Source organism: Shewanella sedimentimangrovi, assembly GCF_017354965.1.
In the GTDB taxonomy this organism is placed as follows: Bacteria; Pseudomonadota; Gammaproteobacteria; order Enterobacterales; family Shewanellaceae; genus Shewanella; species Shewanella cyperi.
In genome coordinates this window covers 739,277-759,697 of sequence record NZ_CP071502.1, presented here as the reverse complement: position 1 = coordinate 759,697, position 20,421 = coordinate 739,277, and the positions used below count along the sequence as shown (strand labels likewise).

Sequence of the window (20,421 nt, the reverse complement as noted above, 5' to 3'; positions counted from 1 at the left end):
TGGCCAGGGCGTTCCGGCAAAGTATAGCCGAGCCAGATGATTGGCTTAAACCACTGTCACTCGGTCGTTAACAAGGCGCGTATATGATCCACATGGGTGTCGACCCAGGCACTGCTGATGGGCCCCCAGGTCAGCACCTTATAGTAACCGGCATTGTGGCGCTCGCCGTCCTGGACGAACTCCACCTTGATCCCCAGATCGCCGAAGCTGGCGATGGCATCCTGCAGGGTGCGGCGCGGCATGCCGGTGAGTTTGCCAAGGGACAACAGGTTGTGGCGGGCATCATCCATCAGGTGTGCCAGATAGAGTTTGCGCAGAAAAGCCTTATGGGCTTTACTGACCTCGGGTACGACAGGCATTGAGCAGGCTCCCATAGCTGGATATGCCTTAAAACTACTTTATTTTCAGCCCATAACCAATAGGCCAAGACAAAAGTCCAATAGGACTCAAGCTGTGATTGGCAAGGAGCAACAGATGTCGACCTCTCTTCCCCCTCAAGCCGAGGCTGTACTGCATTTCTGGTTCGTGGAGATCAGTCCCAAACAATGGTGGGCCAAGGATCCCGGGTTCGACGACTTGATCCGCAGCCGCTTTGGCGCCCTGCTTGAGAGTGCTGTCCGCGGTGAGCTGTTCAGCTGGCGGGCAAGTGCCGAGGGTCGACTGGCGGAGGTGCTGGTGCTGGATCAGTTTTCGCGCAATATCCACCGGGATACCCCCGCGGCCTTTGCCGCCGATCCCATAGCGCTGGTGCTGGCCCAGGAGGCCGTAGCCCAGCAAGCGGATCGCCGGCTTCCGGACAAATGGCTGGCCTTTTTGTACATGCCCTTTATGCACAGCGAATCGGCGCTGATCCACGAAACAGCCATGACATTGTTCGATCAGGATGCCACCCGCAGCAACCTGGATTTTGAGCGGCGCCACAAGGCCATCATTGACAGGTTTGGCCGCTATCCCCACCGCAATGCCATTTTAGGCCGTATTTCCACCGAGGAGGAACTGGCCTTTCTGGCCCAGCCGGTCTCCTCTTTCTAGGCGAATAATGGAGAGCAGCCCTGACAGCGCTAAGCAAAAGCCATCGAAATTCACATTTCCATAACAGACGGCTTGACAGCAAGACCGGCCTGAAGGAGCTTTATGCCATAAACCAGGGAGGGGATTAAAATAACAATAGGTAAACAGCCCATTCCCCAGAGGAATACCCTGAAATGACAGTGCGTTCGCCAAAAAACATAGATAGGCACTGGTCCCAAAAACGCTGCAGAATAGCCGGAAAAAGTCTGGCACTGTCGCTGGGACTGATGTTGTCCGGTACCCATGCCGATGAACTGACCATAGGCGTCAGCTTCTCTATTCCCCCCTATGTGATTCAAGAAAATAACACCGGCCTTGAGCTGGAGTTGCTCAACATGGCCCTGGCCGACGCGGGTCACAGGGTCAACATCACCTATCTGCCACTGGCGCGCACCTTCCATGAATTGCGGGAAGGTAAGCTCGACGGCATTATCAATGTGCACGAAGGCATGGTGGACAAGGTATTTTACTCTGACGTGGCCATAGTGTTTCAAAATTGCGCCATCAGCCTGGCCAAGAATCAACTCAAGATTGATAGCATTCGCGATCTCAAGGACAAACGCATAGTCGCCTTTCAGCGGGCCTCGGTACTGCTCGGTCCGGAATTCAGTCAGGTGGTGACTGCCAATGACGAGTACAGCGAGGTCGCCCGTCAGCTGCTGCAGGTGTACATGCTGATGAAGGACAGGGTGGATGCCGTGGTCATGGACCGGCATATTTTCAATTACTACCGCAGGCAGGCCCTGTTACAAAATGCCTTGAACGCTACCGAGCTGCAGCAATCCCTTGTCTACCACGAGATATTTCCTCCCACAGAGTACCGTTTTGCCTTCCAAAGCGAACGCATTCGCGATGACTTCAACAGGGGATTGAAACAGCTCAAGGCCGATGGCCGCTGGCAACAACTGCATGAAAAATATCAGGATGATATGCCCTTGGTTTCCAATCCAACCAGGCCCTATGACGCCGCACCGCTGAGCCTGTTGCCAAAGCCAATGGAGCAAGAGGTGACGCCCGCCAGCGATAATCCGCAAAGCCAGCCCGGCGCAGCCATTCCCCCATCCGAGCCCGAGCCTGAATAAAATTCCTGTTTCAGCCCCAAGGCAAGCTTGAGCAAAAAATCCGCCGGCGCTAGAGTGTTTGCCTGTTCTACTTCAAGTCGAATTCGGATGCAGTTTTATCTGATGGCAGCCCTGTCTGCCACCCTGATGGGCACCATAGGTCTCATCGCCCGTTACAGCGGCATAGATGCTGCCAGTCTCACCTTTTATCGACTGGCGCTGGGCGCGCTGATTTTACTGCTGTTTTTGTTACCCAAACGCAGAGACCGCCATTTGTGGCGCCGCCCCCATCCGGCGGTCATTGCCGGTGGTGCCCTGTTGGCCGGTTTTATTCTTAGCTTTCTCAAAGCCATAGAAACCATTCCCATGTCGCTGGCCATCATGCTGGTGTATCTGGCACCGGCGCTGGCAGCACTGGTGTCCCACTTTGTGTTTCACGAGCGCCTCAACCGCTGGATGTTGCTGTGCATTGGCGGCGCCTTCTTCGGCTTTGCCATGTTGCAGGAGTTTCGCCTCGACACATCGGCCTGGCAAAAGCAGGGCCTGTGGTATGCGCTCGCCTGCCTGGGTGCCTATGCCAGCTTTATTTTGGTCAATAAGCGAGTGCCCCCCAGCCAGCACGCCTACGGCAAAACCTTTTGGCAATTGCTGACCGGCGCCCTGTGCGCCCTGCCCCTGGTACTTGAACAGCCACATCCCACGGGAGAGCAATGGGCCTGGCTGCTGGTGGCCGCCGTGTTTCCCGGCTTTTTGGCAATACTCTTTGCGGTGCAGGCCATAGCGGCCCTGCCGGCGCGGATTTTCGGCACCCTGGCCTATCTGGAGCCGGTGACAGTGCTGCTGATTGGTTGGATCTTGTTTCAAGAACCCATGTCGACACTGCAATGGGGAGGCGCAGCTGTGATTATCACTGCCGGGATAGGTCAGAGCTGGCTCAAGACGACAAGACGCAGTTAAAAAAAGCCCGGCAATGCCGGGCTTTTTGTTATTTCCTGGCCCCCACAGGCACCATGATGTGGGCGTAGGGCGTGCCCTTCCACATGACATATGGACCACCGTAATAGGGGTCTGTCGGCAGGCTGTCGAGCAGCGCCTTGTCCGGGGTAATAATCATCAGGTGGGGCCCCTCATCTATCCATTGATTGTCAGGGGTTTCACCTTCAGCGTAGGGATCTGTGTTGCTGGCACCGCCATCGCCGGCCAACATATAGGAAATCCCAATACTCTTGGCCTCGAAGGGTTGCTTGTTCATCCAGGCATGGGCCCACTCCATCCAGGGACCATCCATACACATGGGTGATGTCCCCTTCAACTGTGGCGGGGTCGGGAAGCAGGTGTAATCCACACTGCCCTGTTGCAATACATTCTTGTCCCAGTCCAGCACTGTCACCTTGTCACGCAAGGTGGGTGGCGCCGCACTCAAGGCATCGTCCAGCATGTGTTGTTTCATTTGTGGGTCCATCATGGCGCCCATTTTTTCATCTCCTGCCAAGACAGAAGCACTCAGGCCGGCAACGCCGATAAGTAGCGTACCTGCCACATAAGCTGACATGTTCATAAAAACAGCCTCCTTAGGGCTTGGTTGCCGATGCAGCCAAGAATTAGAGTCTAGTCCATATCAGCCAAAGCGGCAGCTGTGGCTGCAACTTGCCAACAGCTTGTCATGTAAGGGCTTTCCAAAGTTATCGGAATGCCATACCTTAATAATCATTCCCCCATGCCTCAGGAGTCCTATGTTCTCTACCGAACAACAACAGGCCATATTCAAGGCACTGCCGGATCCTGTATTTATTCTTACCCGCAGTGGTCGCTATGCCGACATTCTTGGTGGCAGTGACAGCCGCTATTATCACGACGGCAGTATGCTTATCGGCCAAAAAATCGAGGACGTGCTGGTCCCGGAAAAGACCGATTGGTTCATGCTGCAGATTGAGCGGGCGCTGGCATCACGCCAATTGCTGGTGGTGGAATATGGCTTGGCCGGATCCGATGTGAAAGGGCTGGGAAACGATGGGCCGGATACCGTTATCTGGTTTGAAGGACGCATACAGGCATTGGACTTTACTATTGATGGAGAAGAGGCCGTGGTGTGGGTCGCCAGCAATATCAGTGCCCGGCACGAACTGGAAGCTCAACTGCGGCACAAGAGCGAGATTGATGAATTAACCGGATTACATAACAGGCGCAGTTTAATGGCGCAGCTGCGCAACCAGTTTTCGCTTTTCCAACGCTACCAAACCCAAACTGCAGTCCTGTTGTTTGATTTGGATTTCCTGAAAACAATCAACGATTCTTGTGGCCATCTTATGGGTGACAGAGTGCTGCGACTGATTGCTGACTGCTGTCGCAAACACCTCAGAGAGCAGGATTTTTCGGCCCGTTACGGTGGCGATGAATTTGTGATCTTGATGCCACAGACATCGGTGGAACAAGCCGAACACCTGGCGCAGCGGCTGCGACTGGCAATCGTCTCGGCCATGGGCTCACTGCCTCTGCACTCCCGCAACAGCCAAAATGACGCCTGCACCGAAAGAGGGATCAGCGGAGGCCTGAGTCAATTCTCAGCCGGCGATGTCTCATTCGAAGACGTCATAGGCCGGGCCGATCGCCTGTTGTATATGGCCAAACAACAAGGTCGCAATCGGATTTGCATATAGCCGCTACTCCCAGGGACACAGAGTTTTCTTGGCTGACAGGGGGATGACGCACTATTTTTGCATCCGGAAGTTGCACAAAATATACAGTGGTTCTAGTCTTAAAGTGTAACCGGCAAAACCCGAGGACGTATGGCACAGTGACATTGTGAATCGTCCAAGATACAGCAAGCAAGACAGTCATGCGGTTACACTTGTAAGTTGCAAGTGGCTACGGTTGGCGGCCGTGAATTGTCAGCCTAATCTGGAATCCAAGATGTTGTTTTTGTTATCAGAGTAAAAGCCCGCCCTATGCATGAGCGGGCTTTTTATTGGCTTGCCGTCGCGGGCTTGACGCTATTCCACCTTCAGTCTCTGTTTGTCTCCCTGCTTACCATGACACATTTAAATCAACCACTTGCTACAGGAATAGCCAACTGGTGTAAGATACAGGCTACCTGTGGACTGTACCGATATTTAAAAGGAAGCAAGTGATGAATGGAGCGGGTGGAACGTCCGGTGGCATAGGACAATTTTTTATCGGCCTTATCATGCTCTGCGGCGGTGTATATCTGCTGCTCAATGCCATCAGTGTGACCTCAAGCTTTGGCCTGGGTGCCAGGCTGTATGGCATCTCGGCCTGGGGCGGCAATTACGGCATTACCGGCGGCATGATAATGATCCCCTTCATGTTTGGGATTGGCATCATCTTCTTCAACGCCAAGAATCCCTTGGGCTGGCTGCTTGGCATAGGCTCTCTGATAGCCCTGGTGTTTGGTGTCATATCCTCGGTGCATTTCCACTTGCGCGCCATGACGGCCTTTGACCTTATAGTCATACTGGTGCTCGCCGTTGGCGGCCTGGGGTTGCTGTTGCGATCCTTGAAAGACAGCAGGGTCACCTAAAGCGATTCCCCATGGAAAGATATCTTGGGGCAAAGGTGGATTTGCCCCGGGACCCTTTGGCGTTAGCCCCCTTCTCCCATCAAGCTCAATCCGAAAGAGCCTTCCTGTACCACATAGCAAATCGCTGAATATTAGCTATGTTTAATAAGCATGCTATTGCAGCCAATACGTACCGCCAAGGAAAAAGGCGGAGGCAGCATGGCTGTCTGTTAACCGTAAAAATTGCAGGAAGAAAACATGAATAAGCAATATAAATTGGCATTAACCCTGATAATACCTGGTCTTATGTTCGCGGGAGCTGCTTCGGCAACACACAGCTGGGGCAACTACCATTGGGCTCGAGATAGCTCTTCCTTTACCTTGCCTGTTGTAGACAGCACCAGCTCCGACTGGAATTGGGAACTGCAGGAAACCTTAAGTAAATGGAGCCAATCGAATGCGCTGGATCTGGCCATAGTCGCCACAGAAAATGATTCCCGCACCCGTAAACGCTGCTCCATGGTGACCGGTCATATGCGGGTCTGCAATGCCGCCTACGGCTACAACGGCTGGCTGGGATTGGCCTCCATCAATCTCGACAGTTCCGGCCATATCATCAAGGGCACTGCCAAAATGAACGATAGCTACAGCAGCTATTGGGCCTCACAGGCAGAAAAAAACCATGTGATGTGCCAGGAAGTGGGCCATGTGTTCGGCCTGGGTCACACCAGCGAGGATGGCAGCAGCCAGGGCACCTGTATGGATTACAGCCAATCCAACAATAGCCAATGGCCCAATAGCCACGATTACCAGATGCTGGCAGATATTTACCAACACGTGGACAGTTATAACAGTTATGCCACAGGCTCCGAGCCCCCCAGCACTTGTAAGGGCAGGAAATGCAACGCCAAGGCCTTCGGACTGGGACACAGGATCTATGGTAATGAGCATTTCGAGATCTGGGCCGAAGCGGAAGAAGACGGCACCCTGACCTTGCACCACGTCTACCTGGCAGATGGCCACGAGGATCACTGAGGCAGAATTGCACAATGACCCAATGAAAAAGGCCCGCGCTGAATGCACGGGCCTTTTCCTTTGAATCAAAAAAACAAACCCCGCATTGGCGGGGTTTGTCATTCACTTGAGTCATTAGCCGATTAGAACGGGATATCATCATCCCAGCCATCATCCAGATCCGGGGTATAGTTCTGCTGTTGTGGCTGTGCCTGTGGCTTGGGCGCTGGACGCTGCTGTGGGGCCTGCTGTGGGGCCTGCTGTGGGGCCTGCTGTGGGGCCTGCTGTGGCTGATAAGCCGGAGCCGCCTGTTGTGGCTTGGGCTGATAGGCGCCCTGCTGAGGTGCCTGACCAAAACCAGCCTGTGGCTGAGCCTGTTGAGGCTGCTGATAACCACCCTGAGCCGGAGCACTGTAACCGCCCTGTTGTGGCGCAGCAGCGTATTGGTTCTGGGCCGGGGCACTGTATCCACCCTGCTGACCAGCTTGAGCTTGGCCACCCATGGGGGCACCCTGTCCTTGACCCTGGGCACGACCACCGAGCATCTGCATGCTGCCGCTCTGGTCTACAACCACTTCAGTGGTGTACCTGTCCTGACCGCTCTGATCTTTCCACTTGCGGGTCTGCAGCTTGCCTTCCAGGTACACCTGGGAGCCCTTGCGCAGGTACTCACCGGCAATTTCGGCCAACTTGCCGAACATAACCACCCGGTGCCACTCGGTGCGTTCCTGTTGCTGACCCTGGTTGTCTTTCCAGCTTTCGCTGGTGGCAACTGTGATATTGGCAACGGCGTTGCCATTGGGCATATAGCGAACTTCGGGATCTTGTCCCAGGTTGCCTACCAGAATCACCTTATTCACACCACGACTGGCCATCAATCTCTCCTGCAATTTTGCACGTTAACGCATATTAATCTGCAGAGCCTAACACAGCTCTGGCTTCTCTTAAATCGAAATGCTCATCCACTTTCAGATAGGCAACTTTTTCTTCAAGTACCACAATGGCTTCCGCTACACCGGCCAATTCCGCCAGCCTGCTGGCCATCTCGCGGGCCTGCTCGCGGCCCTCCACCTGAGCCTCAAGGGTGTAGCTCTTGAGCATCACGGGATTCTGCATCCCCAGGGTCAGCAGCAGCCACAACAGCATCAGTATCATGGCCGCGATAAACACCCAGGTCGCTCCCAGCAACTGGTAGGCGCTGCCCCCCAGAATACCGCCGCAGAAGGCGCCTAAGAACTGGCTGGTGGAATAAACGCCCATGGCCGAGCCCTTCTCACCCACGGGGCAGAATTTGGCAATCAGGCTCGGCAGCGAGGCCTCAAGGTAATTGAAGCCGGTAAAAAACAACACCACGGCCGCCGTCAGCAGCCACAGCTCGTGGGAAAACAGCGCCATGGCCGCCAGAGAGGCCAGCATCAGCAACAAAGACAGCTGGAACATGCCCTTGGCGTTCTTGCGCTTCACGCCGATGATGATGAGCGGCACCATGAGGAAGAAGGCGCCAACGAAGGCTGGGAAATACAGCATCCAGTGCTTTTCCTTGGCCAGGCCTGCGTCCACCAGATCCAGTGGCAAGGCCACAAACACCGCGGTCAGCACCAGATGCAGGATAAAGATGCCGGCATCGAGGCGGAACAACTGGGGGTCGGTCAGCAGGCGCCACAGCTTTGCCGGCGCCGCCACTGTATCGCCCTTGGGAGCATGGCTCACCGGATTGGGCACCAGCAGCTGCACTATCAGCATGCCGAGCAGCGCCAGGCCGGCGGTCAGCATAAACAAACCAGTGAGCCCCAGATGCTGGGCCACTATGGGCCCCACCAGCAGCGACAGAGCGAAGGAGAAACCTATGCACATGCCGATAACGGCCATCACCTTGGTGCGCTGCTCATCACGGGTCAAATCCGCCGCCAGCGCCAGCACGGCCGCGGCTATGGCGCCCATGCCCTGCAGTGCCCGCCCCAGCACCACGCCGTAAATACTGTCGGCCATGGCGGCCACCAGACTGCCGAAGGCAAACAGCAACAGGCCCGCCAGGATCACCGGCTTGCGGCCGTATTTGTCCGACAAAATGCCCATGGGGATCTGCAGCAGCGCCTGGGTCAGGCCGTAAGCACCTATGGCAATGCCGACCCACAGCGGGGAATAACCCGTCAAATGCTGCCCATAAAGCGCGAACACGGGCATGATCATAAACAGGCCCATCATGCGCAGGCCAAATACACTGGCCAGTGAGAAAGCCACTCTTTTTTCGGAGGCGGAAAGCCCGGTGTTTGCCATACTCTTGCCTTGAAACCTTGCCTTGAAAATCAAAGAAAAACGGCGCGCAGCCAGAGTCTTGTCGTTGCGCGTCCCAAAGGCGGCCCGTGGGCCAATAAAATGCTGGCCCAGATTGTAAGGTCGATTCGCTCCCGAGGCAAAGCGTGATTTTCCCTTCGGGCACCATGGACAAACTGGCAGTGTGGTTCGCAGCGCTTTTATGCGATACTTGGGCTCTTTTTATTCGGCGTTTGATGTGGCAGATGGACAAGATTGAAATCCGTGGGGCCCGTACCCACAATCTCAAAAATATCAACCTGACGATCCCCAGGGACAAGCTGATAGTGATCACCGGCCTGTCGGGATCGGGCAAGTCGTCCCTGGCGTTTGACACCCTCTATGCCGAGGGGCAGCGGCGCTACGTGGAGTCCCTGTCGGCCTATGCGCGCCAATTCCTGAGCCTGATGGAAAAGCCCGATGTCGACCATATCGAAGGCCTGAGCCCCGCCATCTCCATCGAGCAGAAGTCCACCTCCCACAACCCGCGCTCCACGGTGGGCACCATCACCGAGATTTACGACTACCTGAGGCTGTTGTTTGCCCGGGTCGGCGAGCCCCGCTGTCCCACCCATGGCCAGCCGCTGGCGGCCCAGACCGTAAGCCAGATGGTGGACAAGGTGCTGGAGCGCCCCGAGGGCGAACGGCTGATGCTGCTGGCACCGGTTATCAAGGCCCGCAAGGGCGAGCACGTCAAGCTGCTCGACAGCCTGGCGGCCCAGGGCTATATCCGCGCCCGCATCGACGGCGAGGTGTGCGATCTGTCGGATCCACCAACCCTGGATCTGCACGTCAAACACACCATAGAAGTGGTGGTTGACCGCTTCAAGGTCCGCGACGACATACAGCAGCGCCTGGCGGAATCCTTTGAGACGGCCCTGGAGCTGTCCGGCGGCATAGCCACCATAGCCAGCATGGAAGAAGGGGTGACCGAGGAGCTGATCTTCTCCGCCAACTTCGCCTGCCCCCACTGCGGCTACTCCATGGCCGAGCTGGAACCGAGGATCTTCTCCTTCAACAACCCCGCCGGCGCCTGCCAGACCTGTGACGGTCTCGGGGTACAGCAATTTTTCGACCCCGAGCGGGTGATAGTCTCCGGCGATCTGTCCCTGGCGGGCGGCGCCATCCGCGGCTGGGACAGACGCAATTTCTACTACTTCCAGATGCTGACCTCACTGGCGGACCATTACGGTTTCGATATCGAATCCCCCTTTGGCACCCTGCCGGAGAAGGTGAAAAAGACTGTGCTGTTCGGCTCCGGCAAGGACGAGATCTCCTTCCGCTACATCAACGACCGTGGCGATGTGGTGGTCCGCAAGCACCCCTTCGAGGGCATACTCAACAACATGGACCGCCGCTACCGCGAGACAGAGTCCACCGCGGTGCGCGAAGAGCTGGCCAAGTTCATCAGCACCCAGGCCTGTAAGAGCTGCGAAGGCTCCAGGCTGCGCGAAGAGGCCCGCAACGTGTTTATCAAGGACCTCAACCTGCCAAGGCTGACCACCTGGTCCATAGGCGAGGCCCTGGACTATTTCATGGCGCTGGAGTTCGACGGCCAAAAGGCACAGATCGCCGAGAAGATTTTGAAAGAGGTGCGCGATCGCCTCGGCTTCCTGGTGAACGTGGGCCTAAACTACCTCAGTCTGTCGCGCTCGGCGGAAACCCTTTCCGGCGGCGAGGCCCAGCGTATTCGTCTGGCAAGCCAGATTGGCGCAGGCCTGGTGGGCGTGATGTACGTGCTCGACGAGCCCTCAATCGGCCTGCACCAGAGGGATAACGAGCGGCTGCTCAGCACCCTCACCCACCTGCGGGATCTGGGCAACACTGTGATAGTGGTGGAGCACGACGAAGATGCCATCCGCATGGCGGACCACATTATCGACATAGGCCCCGGCGCCGGGGTCCATGGCGGCGAGATCATCTGCGACGGCACACTCAAGGACATTACCGACTGCGAGCACTCGGTCACGGGCCAGTACCTGAGCGGAGTGCGTAAAATTCAGGTCGCAGGCGAGCGCACCTCCTTCGATCCCGAGCGGGTCATTTCCCTCTATGGTGCCCGCGGCAACAACCTGAAAAACGTTGACCTGACCATACCCGTGGGCCTGTTCACCTGCGTCACCGGGGTATCGGGTTCCGGCAAGTCGACCCTGATCAACGACACCTTCTTCCGCATCGCCCACAAGCAACTCAACGGCGCCACGGTCGATGAGCCCGCCCCCTACGACAAGGTCGAGGGCATGGAGCACTGCGACAAGGTAGTGGACATAGATCAGAGCCCCATCGGCCGTACCCCGCGCTCCAACCCGGCCACCTACACCGGCATATTCACCCCGATCCGTGAACTGTTCGCCGGTACCCAGGAAGCCCGCTCCCGCGGTTATCAGGTGGGCCGTTTCTCCTTCAACGTCAAGGGCGGTCGCTGCGAGGCCTGCCAGGGCGATGGTTTGATCAAGGTGGAAATGCACTTCCTGCCGGACGTGTACGTGCCCTGCGACTCTTGTAAGGGTAAGCGCTACAACCGCGAGACCCTGGAGGTCAAATACAAGGGCAAGAATATCCATGAGGTGCTGCAGATGACGGTGGAGGATGCCCGCGACTTCTTCGATGCCGTGCCAGCCATAGCCCGTAAACTGCAAACCCTGATGGACGTGGGCCTGTCCTATATCCGTCTCGGCCAGAGCGCCACCACTCTCTCCGGCGGTGAGGCCCAAAGGGTCAAGCTGGCCAAAGAGCTGTCAAAGCGCGACACGGGCAAGACCCTGTACATACTCGACGAGCCCACCACGGGTCTGCACTTTGCCGATATCCAGCTGCTGCTGGACGTGTTGCACCGCCTCAAATCCCACGGCAACACCATAGTGGTGATTGAGCACAACCTGGACGTGATTAAAACCGCGGACTGGATTGTGGATCTGGGCCCAGAGGGTGGCTCAGGCGGCGGCACTATCCTGGTAACGGGCACCCCGGAACAGGTGGCCGAACACAGCGCCTCCCACACGGCGCGCTTCCTCAAGCCACTGCTGGAGCGCTGATGCAGATCCGGGCCTGGGGTTTCAGTGGGTTGAGGGATTCAGGCTTGCGCTCAAGCCTGAACCTGGGCCTGAGCCTGGGCCTGCTGATGCTGACAGGCTGCGCCTCCGGCCCCAGCCATTGCCCGCGGGATCTCAAGCCCCAGTGGGTCGATATGGCGCAGCTGCGACAGGACGTGGCCGAACTGGCCTCCGAGCCCTTTGCCGGGCGCAAGAACGGCACCGAGGGCTCCCGCCTGGCCCAGCAACTGCTGGCGCGCCGCTTTGAAGAAGCGGGGCTTATGCCTGCTGCGGCCCTTGGCCTCAAAAACACCCAAGGCTATCTGCAGCCCTTCGACTTTCGCCACGGCTTTTCCGACCGCCATGGCGCCAATCTGGTGGGCATCCTGCCCGCCGCCACGCCCAGCAAGCGCTGGCGGGTCATTCTGGGCCACTACGATCACCTGGGTGGCCAGGGCAGGCGTTATTACCCAGGTGCCGATGACAATGCCTCGGGCACGGCCGCGCTGCTGGCGCTGGCGAGCCATGGCGCCACGGATACGCAGCGCGCCGCCGACATCAATTGGCTGTTTGCCGCCACCGACGCCGAGGAGTTGGGCCTCTACGGCGGCAAGGCTCTGGTGCAATGGCTGCAGGCCCAGGGACTGCAAGTGGAAGCCGCCATCAATCTGGACATGGTGGGCCACCCCGGCCGTCCCTACGCCATTTACCTTGAAGGGGCGCGCAACTTCAGCAACATTGATGCCCTGTTGCCTGGGCTGAAGAACCATGGTCTGTGTGTGCGCCTCAGTCATTCCCGCCTCGACCGCGAAGGCAACGGCAATATCAACTGGCTCAAGGCTTCGGATCATTACCCCTTCCATCAGGCAGGCATCCCCTGGCTGTATTTCGGGGTTCCGCCCCATCCCCAGTACCACAGCATGGACGACACCCCGGACCGGTTGGACTATGGTTTTCTGGCGGCCGTGGTGGAGGCTGTCTATCCGCTGCTGTCCAAGCCCCTGGTGCCCAAAACCAACTAGTTAACATGCCTTTTTGGGCTGTATACCGCCATTTCAGGCCATATCAGGCAAAAAAACACATTTTACATAGGCAAACAGCGCCGGCCCTGCTATACTCTGGCGTTTTCGGTACGGGAAATCGACACGGGGTTGATTTTCTGTCATAGAAACTCAACACAGGTGCATTCTGCACCGTCAAAGGCTACAACCCATGTCATTCAGTGAAAAAACCTTCCGCGAACTCGGCCTTTCCGAGGCGCTTTTGCGCGCCCTCGACGAACTCGGCTACGAGAACCCTACCCCAATTCAGGCCGCGAGTATCACGCCCCTGATGGCCGGTCAGGACATACTCGGCCAGGCCCAGACGGGTACCGGCAAGACCGGCGCCTTCGCCCTGCCGCTGCTGTCCAACATAGATGCCGGCCTCAACGCGCCGCAAATCCTGGTGCTGGCACCGACCCGCGAACTGGCGGTACAGGTGGCCGAGGCCTTCTCCAGCTACGCCAAGTTCATGAAGGGCTTCCACGTGCTGCCCATCTACGGCGGCCAAAGCATGCACCAACAGCTGCAGGCCCTGCGCCGCGGTCCTCAGGTGATAGTCGGTACTCCGGGCCGTGTTATGGACCATATGCGTCGTGGCACCCTCAAGCTCGACACCCTGAAAGCCCTGGTGCTGGACGAAGCCGATGAAATGCTGAAAATGGGCTTCATCGACGATATCGAATGGATCCTGGAACACACTCCGGAAAGCCGTCAGCTGGCGCTGTTCTCCGCCACCATGCCTGAGCAAATCAAGCGCGTGGCCAACAAGCATCTGCAAAACCCGGTCAATATCAGCATCGCCGCCAGCCACACCACGGTGGACTCCATCGAACAGCGTTTTGTGCAGGTATCCCAGCACAACAAACTGGAAGCCCTGGTTCGGGTGCTGGAAGTGGAAAACACCGAAGGTATCATTATCTTCGTTCGTACCCGTAATTCCTGCGTTGAACTGGCTGAAAAGCTGGAAGCCCGTGGTTATGCCTCCTCGCCCCTGCACGGTGACATGAACCAGCAGGCCCGTGAGCGCGCCGTGGATCAGCTCAAGTCCGGCAAGCTGGACATCATTATCGCCACCGACGTGGCCGCCCGTGGTCTGGACGTTGAGCGTATCGGTCACGTGGTTAACTACGATATTCCTTACGATACAGAAGCCTACGTGCATCGTATCGGTCGTACCGGCCGCGCAGGTCGTACCGGTATGGCAATCCTGTTCGTGACCCATCGTGAAATGCGCATGCTGCGCACCATTGAGCGCGCCACCAACAGCCGTATTTCGCCAATGAAGATCCCAAGCCCCGAGACAGTGGCCGAGCGCCGCCTGTCCCGTCTGGGTGAGCAAGTGGGTGAAGTCATCGCCAACGAACACCTGGACTTTATGAAGGGTGCCGTGGCTCAGCTGTGCCAACAGCTGGAAGTGGACACGGACGTACTGGCCGCCGCCCTGCTGCAGCTGGTACAACAGGAACGTCCGCTGCAACTGCCCGCCATCCAGGAGCGTCAGCGTGACAGCCATGATGAGCGCAGCGGCCGCGGTGATCGTGCCGAGCGTGGTGAGCGCTTCGAGCGTGGCGAACGTCGTCGTGACTCGCGCCCCCTGCCCGCCAACCTGGGCAGCGCCGAGGCACTGAAGGACAATCCCGACATCAAGATGAACCGCTACGTCATCGACGTGGGTCGTGAGCACGGTGTGGGTGTGGGCAATATCGTCGGCGCCATCGCCAACGAAGCCAACATCGACAGCCGCTACATTGGCCAGATCCAACTGTACGATCAGCAAACCACGGTCGACCTGCCCGACGGCATGCCCAAGGACATACTGGTTCACCTGAAGAAGGTGCGCGTCTGTGGTAAGCCGCTGAACATCCGCGAAGTGGGCGCCGAAGGCGGCGAAGACTTCAGCCGCGGCGGCCCGGTGCCCAAGCGTCCGCGCAAGCCCCAGGGCGAGCGTTTTGCTGAGCGCGGTGAGCGTTCTGACCGCGGCGAACGCCCGGATCGTGGTGAAAGAAAGTTCAGCGACCGCAAGGCGCCATCCGATCGCAAACCACGCCGTTCGAAAGAAGGCTGATAGCTAACCCGGCTTAGTAAAAATCCACCTGCATAGCAGGTGGCTTTGACACAGCCCCCTAAAAGGGGGCTTAAAAACTAACCTTCCAACCCTAACGCTATTTGCCGTTTCTCTTCTTCTTTGGCTGTCTTTTCCTGGTGCCGTACATATCTACGGATTATGTCTTCGTTTGCTCCTACTGAGTCCACAAAATAACCCCGTTGCCAGAAGTGATTCCCCCAGAGCTTGTGCTTTCTTAAATAAGGAAATTTGGCAAACATCCTGATCGCGGTTCTCCCTTTAACAAAACCCATTAAATCCGACACGCTTAGACTGGGTGGGGTTCTGACTACTAGATGGACATGATCTTCCTGAACATTTAGTTCCACGACTCTGCATTTCTCATGTTGCAGTAAACATAGATACTTCGATAAAGCTCTCTGCCGAGATTACCTTTCAGGATTTTGTACCTGTACTTGGGTGTCCAAACGAGGTGATACTGACAACGATAGAATACGTGAGACGCGGATTCATATCTGCTCATGCTACTTACTCCTTGATTTGCTGGTAACAAACCGAGGGAGTATTTAGCATGGGCATTCTCCGGGCAAAGCCCCACCAGAACGATCACCACCTCCATAGGAGGTGGTTTTAGGGTGACAATAAAAAAACCACCCCATGGGTGGTTTTTTGTTGCCGCAACGGCGGAGATGAATCTTGCCTGCCCTTATAGCTCTTACTGCAACAGCACTATCACCGAGGGTCTCCGCCCCGCGACCAACTTTATCAAAATTAAGACGTTACTTTCCTCAATAGCAAAATAGCGCTTACCGAACATGGGGCCTCCTGCTGCGGAGCGTAGCGAAAAGATTCAACTGTGCCCATATCCGATACCGGAACGCGACTATGCATATAAAATCAGCACGTTAGCGTATAAAACATTGAATAAATGGACATGAAACCCGTGCCGGTTTAAATTGAGTGAAATCAAAATGAATTGAAAATCGACTAATCTCACAGCGATTAGTTCAAATTGGGAACAAGGACGATGTATCTATCTACCCGCTTGAAAACATTAAGTTTGATGTTGGTCTTTACACTGACGGCCTGTGGCAGACACCACCATAAAGAAGCGCCTGTTGATGTTTCAGCACTTTCCATACCTGTCACGTTAAATACTGTGCGGGGGTCCCAGGAAGGTATTCCCCTTACCTGGTCGAGTGTTGAGACAGCAACCAGTTACGCCGTTTACCGTTGCGAGGTTCCCGATGGCGTCACCCAGGATTTGGTTGCCGCGGCACCGATTGATAATTGCGGCGATCCCATTGCGATCACCACTGAACTCAGTTTCACCGACCTGCCACCGCTGACTGCACCACAGGCCTACGTCTATCACCTGCGCGCCTGCGCTGATCTTGAGGCACAAGTGTGTGGCAGCGTAATAGCATCCATCGCCGCGTCTCAAGCCATTCCTGCAGACATCCCGCAAATGACCACCAATATAGGCGATGATGGCCGTCAGGTGATTTCGGGACTGACAACCACGTTACATGCCTTTGCCCACGATGCTGTAGGGCCGGTTTCATGGAGCTGGACCCAGGAGAGTGGCCCAAAAGTCACGCTGACAGGCGCCGACACTTCGGTATTAACCTTTACCGCGCCGACGGTCACGATAAACACCCTGCTGTCATTCGAACTGCGAACCCAGGACGATAATGGTATAGGCCGCCCCTCCAAGGTGGCAGTCACAGTGGTACCGGCAAATAACGTCAGTGTCAAAGCCGGGGCAACATCGCGTTTGGTCCAGGCAGGACATGAAGTCTTCTTGCACGCCAGAGGCAGTGATAGCAATCTGACTTATGAATGGCGACAAATATCCCCCGACTCACCGGTCGTCACCCTGATTAATGCAAACACGGCCAATCCCAGTTTTATTGCCCCTTCCATTCCCCAAGGGGGCGTATTGCATTTCGACGTCACTGTTACAGATCCTGTGACCGGGCAAAATGCCAGTGCACGTACAGCGGTCCGGGTGCAATATGCTGTGCCAACCTTAACCCCGATACTGGAACCGTCTCAAACGCCGGATCCTGTGCCCACGCCGATACCTATTGCAGCCCCCTTACTGATGCCACTGCAAATAGCACAACCCTTGCAGGTCCCCCAACCGCTTCAATTGGTGCCGTCACCCAGTCCGGTGTTGGTGCCCCCCAAAGTACCGCCACAGGCCTTGGTCTTATTGGCACCACCCGTGGTAACCGCCACGGGCGGAACCAGCGTTCAATTAGGCATGACCGCCAGTGGTGGTCAAGAGCCCTATCAGTGGGATTGGATTCAGACCGGAGGTCCTGCGGCATCGCTCCTGGACAGCACCCAAGAAGTGGTGACAGTCGAGCTTCCCAGTGTGGATTCCGCGCAGGCACTGACTTTCCAGGCCAGCCTTATTGATGCCGAGGGGAATGAGCGTACCGCTGAAGCCGTGGTGCACGCCACCCTACCCCCAGGGCCGGCGAGTGGTGCAACACCAACGCCAATCACCCCACTGGACCCCCGTCTGGTGGTGGTGAACGAAACAGTCCCCGTGATGAGTACACCATTAACGGATGTGACAGTGACCCAGACCTCGGGGCCCGAACTGCAAATATCACAGCAGTCAAACGGCGGTGATACTGGTACCCAGATAAGCGTCACGGCCCCGCTCCTCAAGGACAACTCGGCCCACGCCACCCTGAGCGTGAGCGGTAAAGATCCCAAGGGACAGCCTTTGCATTATGTGGTGCCAATACTCATTATGCGCCCGCTGCCGGTGATCCCGGCACCGGAAGCACCACCACAGGTATTACCGCCACAACAGGTGCCAAAACAGGACGACCCTTTGATTATCATTGGTGGTGTAACTGGGGTGATAGTCAATGAAGGCTCCACAAGGGGCTTGGCGGTTGCGGTTCAAGGCGGTAAAGGTCGTGATTCTTATCGTTATCTTTGGTCTTATCTGAAGGATGATGACGGCCCGGATATCACCCTTCACCACACCGACACCGCCAGAATGATATTTACCGCGCCCGGAGTCGACAGGCCAACCCTGCTGCGATTCAACGTGCAAATCACCGATGGCGCCCAAACCATCCAACGGGATGGGTTGGTGCAGGTAAACGATGTCTCCGCCTCTCTGGTTGTCGGCGCACTGGCACCTATCACTGTCGACAGCGGTCAGTCCGTGAGTATAAGTGCACCCGAACCCACGGGGGGCATTCAATTTCCAACCAGGGATCATTACCGTTATGCCATTGCACAGGTGTTAGGAACCCCGACAGTCACCCTTACCCCAACTGACGATCAAGCCGATGAGCGGGCAAGCCATTGGACCTTTATTGCGCCCACCCTGGCACCTGGCGCTGCCGACGCTGTGCTGCAATTTGAGCTGACCAGCCGAGATCGCGTCGATAATACCGTTAAAACAACCCAAGAAGTGATAGTCAAGGCACCTCCCCTGCCTAGCGTTCCTCCCTTGGTCCCCAATCTGTCTGTGCCCGTAAGCATTGCCTTGGGCGCACCTATCACCCTGCAAGCAGATGCCAGTGGCGGAACGCCGCCCTATACCTTTGAATGGTTAGCGCACCCGGAAGTGGTGGCGATTGCTGGTAGATCCTCATTTAACTTACCCGACCTGACGGCAACCGGACAAAATCCGACTCTGTCACCAGATAATTTGGGAACCCGACGCGGAGATGCGGCTGATTACCGCCTCAAGCTGACCTTAAAAGTAACGGATGCCAATCTGCAAACCGCAGAGACTAAGGGAGAGGTACAAGTCGTGCTGATGGAAGCCAATCGGCCAGGCACAGTGGCATTGCTATGTGGCAAGCTCGCCACCAATGAGCCCTGCACTGATTTGGAGCTGGTCTTGGGGCAAACCAAAGCCTGTCCAGACGATAAACCCTATGCTATGAACCAAGTCAACCAAATTAACCGCTTTCTATCTGAGTATCGATACTGTGTGGATGCCATCACAGCCGTTAATCTGTTTGTGGTGGGCGGCAGCAAAGACAACCCTTTATGTCGCCATTACGATCCAGCAGCATCGTCGGGGTCAATCACCTGTTACCTGGCGTGCTACGGTGATGATTGCAACATTGATACAAATCCACCAGACAGCACTCTGGTTGGGCCGGTTGGCCGCGATGGCTTACTCTCTATCGGACTGCCACCGCTGACAAGCGGTTCAGGGCATTAACCGGATTAAGTCGTTAAATTAAAAAAGCCCCATGCATGGGGCTTTTTACTAGTGAGCAACAGGCCATCAAAGTGACAGCCCAGCCTTGGCCAGCGCTGCCGAGGAGGCCTTCAGCGACTCTACCGCCGCCTCTTTAAAAGGCCGGGTCTTCAAGAGTCCCAAGGCCTCCAGCCGCTCGCAGCTCAGAGTGCAATCCTTTGGCCGCTTGGCGGTATCCATAGCATTCGACTGGGCAATCAAATGGCCGCAGTCCTTACCCAAAATCTGGGCCAACGCCACTATCATGCCGTGCTTGGTAAAGTTCTCGGCAGCGCTGAAATGGTAAATGCCGCTGATTGTCTCACCCTCAAAATGCTTGGCAATCATGCCATTGATAGCATCGGCAATATCGGTTGTGGAAGTTGGCCTGCGAATGGCCCAGTCATCCACCCCTTGTTTTTGATAATCCAACAGCTGCTCAATCAACACCAATACCGCCGATTCATTGAGGCGCTCTACTTCACCGTACAAAATCGGCAACCTCAGTATGGCGGCATCCGGCATCAGGCGCCTAACCGCCTGTTCGCCCATCAGTTTGGTTTCGCCGTAAAAATTCACCGGATTGGGGGAAGCATCTTCACTGTAGGGCGGCTCGGTGCCTTCGAACACATAGTCGGTGGAGATATAAATGAGCCAGGCACCACAGGCCTTGGCGGCCTGACACAGGGCTTCGGTGGCCGACAGATTAAGAGCCTTGGCCGCCTCCGGGTTTTGCGCCGAGACATCGGGCCTGCGCTCGGCGGCGCAGTGCACTATCACCTGAGGCGCAATTTCGGCCACTGCACAGGCAACCGCTTTGGCATCGGTCAAATCCAGGCGAATAATGCCATCGACGGCGCGGTTGAAGCCGGTACCTGTCACGGGGTGGCTGGCAGACAAAGCCTTCATCAGGGCGCGGCCCAAAAGTCCGGTTGCCCCCGTTACCATGATATTTGCCATAAACCACACCCTTAATCTCGTTAACCCCGGCAAAGAATGGTCAAAGGCTAGCACGGCAAGACGAGGCTTTACATCAGGTTACTATTAATTATCCGAACGTACTTGTCGTCTCGG

General features: G+C 56.4%; 15 protein-coding genes and 1 pseudogene. 10 read left to right on the top strand and 6 right to left on the bottom strand.

All coding sequences use genetic code 11. The features are described from left to right. Nucleotides 1-56: 56 nt before the first annotated feature. Entirely contained in the window at nt 57-359 is a 303-nt protein-coding gene (locus tag JYB85_RS03110; protein ID WP_207381015.1) for a winged helix-turn-helix domain-containing protein, read from the bottom strand. A gap of 115 nt (nt 360-474) precedes the next feature. Between JYB85_RS03110 and JYB85_RS03105 the strand changes: the two genes are divergently transcribed. The 3 genes from JYB85_RS03105 to JYB85_RS03095 all read left to right on the top strand — a co-directional run bounded on the left by JYB85_RS03105 (nt 475) and on the right by JYB85_RS03095 (nt 3,089). Then, complete coding sequence (locus tag JYB85_RS03105; RefSeq protein WP_207381014.1) at nt 475-1,032, top strand: DUF924 family protein; 558 nt, start codon at nt 475-477, stop codon at nt 1,030-1,032. A 173-nt stretch (nt 1,033-1,205) separates the two neighbouring features. Next, nucleotides 1,206-2,153 (top strand): substrate-binding periplasmic protein, encoded by a 948-nt coding sequence (locus JYB85_RS03100; protein ID WP_228730180.1) that lies wholly within the window; start codon nt 1,206-1,208, stop codon nt 2,151-2,153. Nucleotides 2,154-2,255: 102 nt separating this feature from the next. After that, entirely contained in the window at nt 2,256-3,089 is an 834-nt protein-coding gene (locus JYB85_RS03095; protein ID WP_267459515.1) for a DMT family transporter, read from the top strand. 28 nt (nt 3,090-3,117) lie between these two features. On the opposite strand, the gene JYB85_RS03090 is transcribed toward JYB85_RS03095, so the two are convergent. Next, nucleotides 3,118-3,690 (bottom strand): hypothetical protein, encoded by a 573-nt coding sequence (locus tag JYB85_RS03090; protein WP_207381013.1) that lies wholly within the window; start codon nt 3,688-3,690, stop codon nt 3,118-3,120. 175 nt (nt 3,691-3,865) lie between these two features. Here JYB85_RS03090 and JYB85_RS03085 point away from each other — a divergent pair, with 175 nt between their 5' ends. From JYB85_RS03085 to JYB85_RS03075, 3 genes are all read left to right on the top strand, one after another. Beyond that, complete coding sequence (locus JYB85_RS03085) at nt 3,866-4,789, top strand: GGDEF domain-containing protein (protein ID WP_207381012.1); 924 nt, start codon at nt 3,866-3,868, stop codon at nt 4,787-4,789. Between the two features lie 470 nt (nt 4,790-5,259). Beyond that, complete coding sequence (locus JYB85_RS03080) at nt 5,260-5,670, top strand: hypothetical protein (protein WP_207381011.1); 411 nt, start codon at nt 5,260-5,262, stop codon at nt 5,668-5,670. 237 nt (nt 5,671-5,907) lie between these two features. Next, complete coding sequence (locus tag JYB85_RS03075; protein ID WP_207381010.1) at nt 5,908-6,684, top strand: hypothetical protein; 777 nt, start codon at nt 5,908-5,910, stop codon at nt 6,682-6,684. Between the two features lie 122 nt (nt 6,685-6,806). On the opposite strand, the gene ssb is transcribed toward JYB85_RS03075, so the two are convergent. Further along, nucleotides 6,807-7,538: a single-stranded DNA-binding protein gene (gene ssb, locus JYB85_RS03070; RefSeq protein WP_207381009.1), complete on the bottom strand. Its 732-nt coding sequence runs from the start codon at nt 7,536-7,538 to the stop codon at nt 6,807-6,809. Nucleotides 7,539-7,572: 34 nt separating this feature from the next. After that, nucleotides 7,573-8,940: an MFS transporter gene (locus JYB85_RS03065; protein WP_207381008.1), complete on the bottom strand. Its 1,368-nt coding sequence runs from the start codon at nt 8,938-8,940 to the stop codon at nt 7,573-7,575. Nucleotides 8,941-9,182: 242 nt separating this feature from the next. On the opposite strand from JYB85_RS03065, the gene uvrA reads away from it, so the two are divergent. From uvrA to JYB85_RS03050, 3 genes are all read left to right on the top strand, one after another. Continuing rightward, nucleotides 9,183-12,011 (top strand): excinuclease ABC subunit UvrA, encoded by a 2,829-nt coding sequence (gene uvrA, locus JYB85_RS03060; RefSeq protein WP_207381007.1) that lies wholly within the window; start codon nt 9,183-9,185, stop codon nt 12,009-12,011. A 44-nt stretch (nt 12,012-12,055) separates the two neighbouring features. After that, nucleotides 12,056-13,030: a M28 family peptidase gene (locus JYB85_RS03055; RefSeq protein WP_228730176.1), complete on the top strand. Its 975-nt coding sequence runs from the start codon at nt 12,056-12,058 to the stop codon at nt 13,028-13,030. Nucleotides 13,031-13,220: 190 nt separating this feature from the next. Then, the gene (locus tag JYB85_RS03050; RefSeq protein WP_207381005.1) at nt 13,221-15,116 is read left to right on the top strand and encodes a DEAD/DEAH box helicase; all 1,896 of its coding nucleotides are present in this window, start codon (nt 13,221-13,223) and stop codon (nt 15,114-15,116) included. Nucleotides 15,117-15,193: 77 nt separating this feature from the next. Here the strand turns inward: JYB85_RS03050 and tnpA are convergent. Beyond that, a pseudogene (gene tnpA / locus JYB85_RS03045) lies at nt 15,194-15,639 on the bottom strand (IS200/IS605 family transposase). Between the two features lie 540 nt (nt 15,640-16,179). Between tnpA and JYB85_RS03040 the strand changes: the two are divergent. Then, the gene (locus JYB85_RS03040) at nt 16,180-19,329 is read left to right on the top strand and encodes a PKD domain-containing protein (protein ID WP_207381004.1); all 3,150 of its coding nucleotides are present in this window, start codon (nt 16,180-16,182) and stop codon (nt 19,327-19,329) included. 66 nt (nt 19,330-19,395) lie between these two features. Here the strand turns inward: JYB85_RS03040 and JYB85_RS03035 are convergent, their stop codons facing one another. Beyond that, nucleotides 19,396-20,307 carry a dTDP-4-dehydrorhamnose reductase family protein gene (locus tag JYB85_RS03035; RefSeq protein WP_207381003.1) on the bottom strand — a complete coding sequence of 304 codons (912 nt, stop codon included), beginning with the start codon at nt 20,305-20,307 and terminating at the stop codon, nt 19,396-19,398. Between the last annotated feature and the right edge of the window lie 114 nt (nt 20,308-20,421).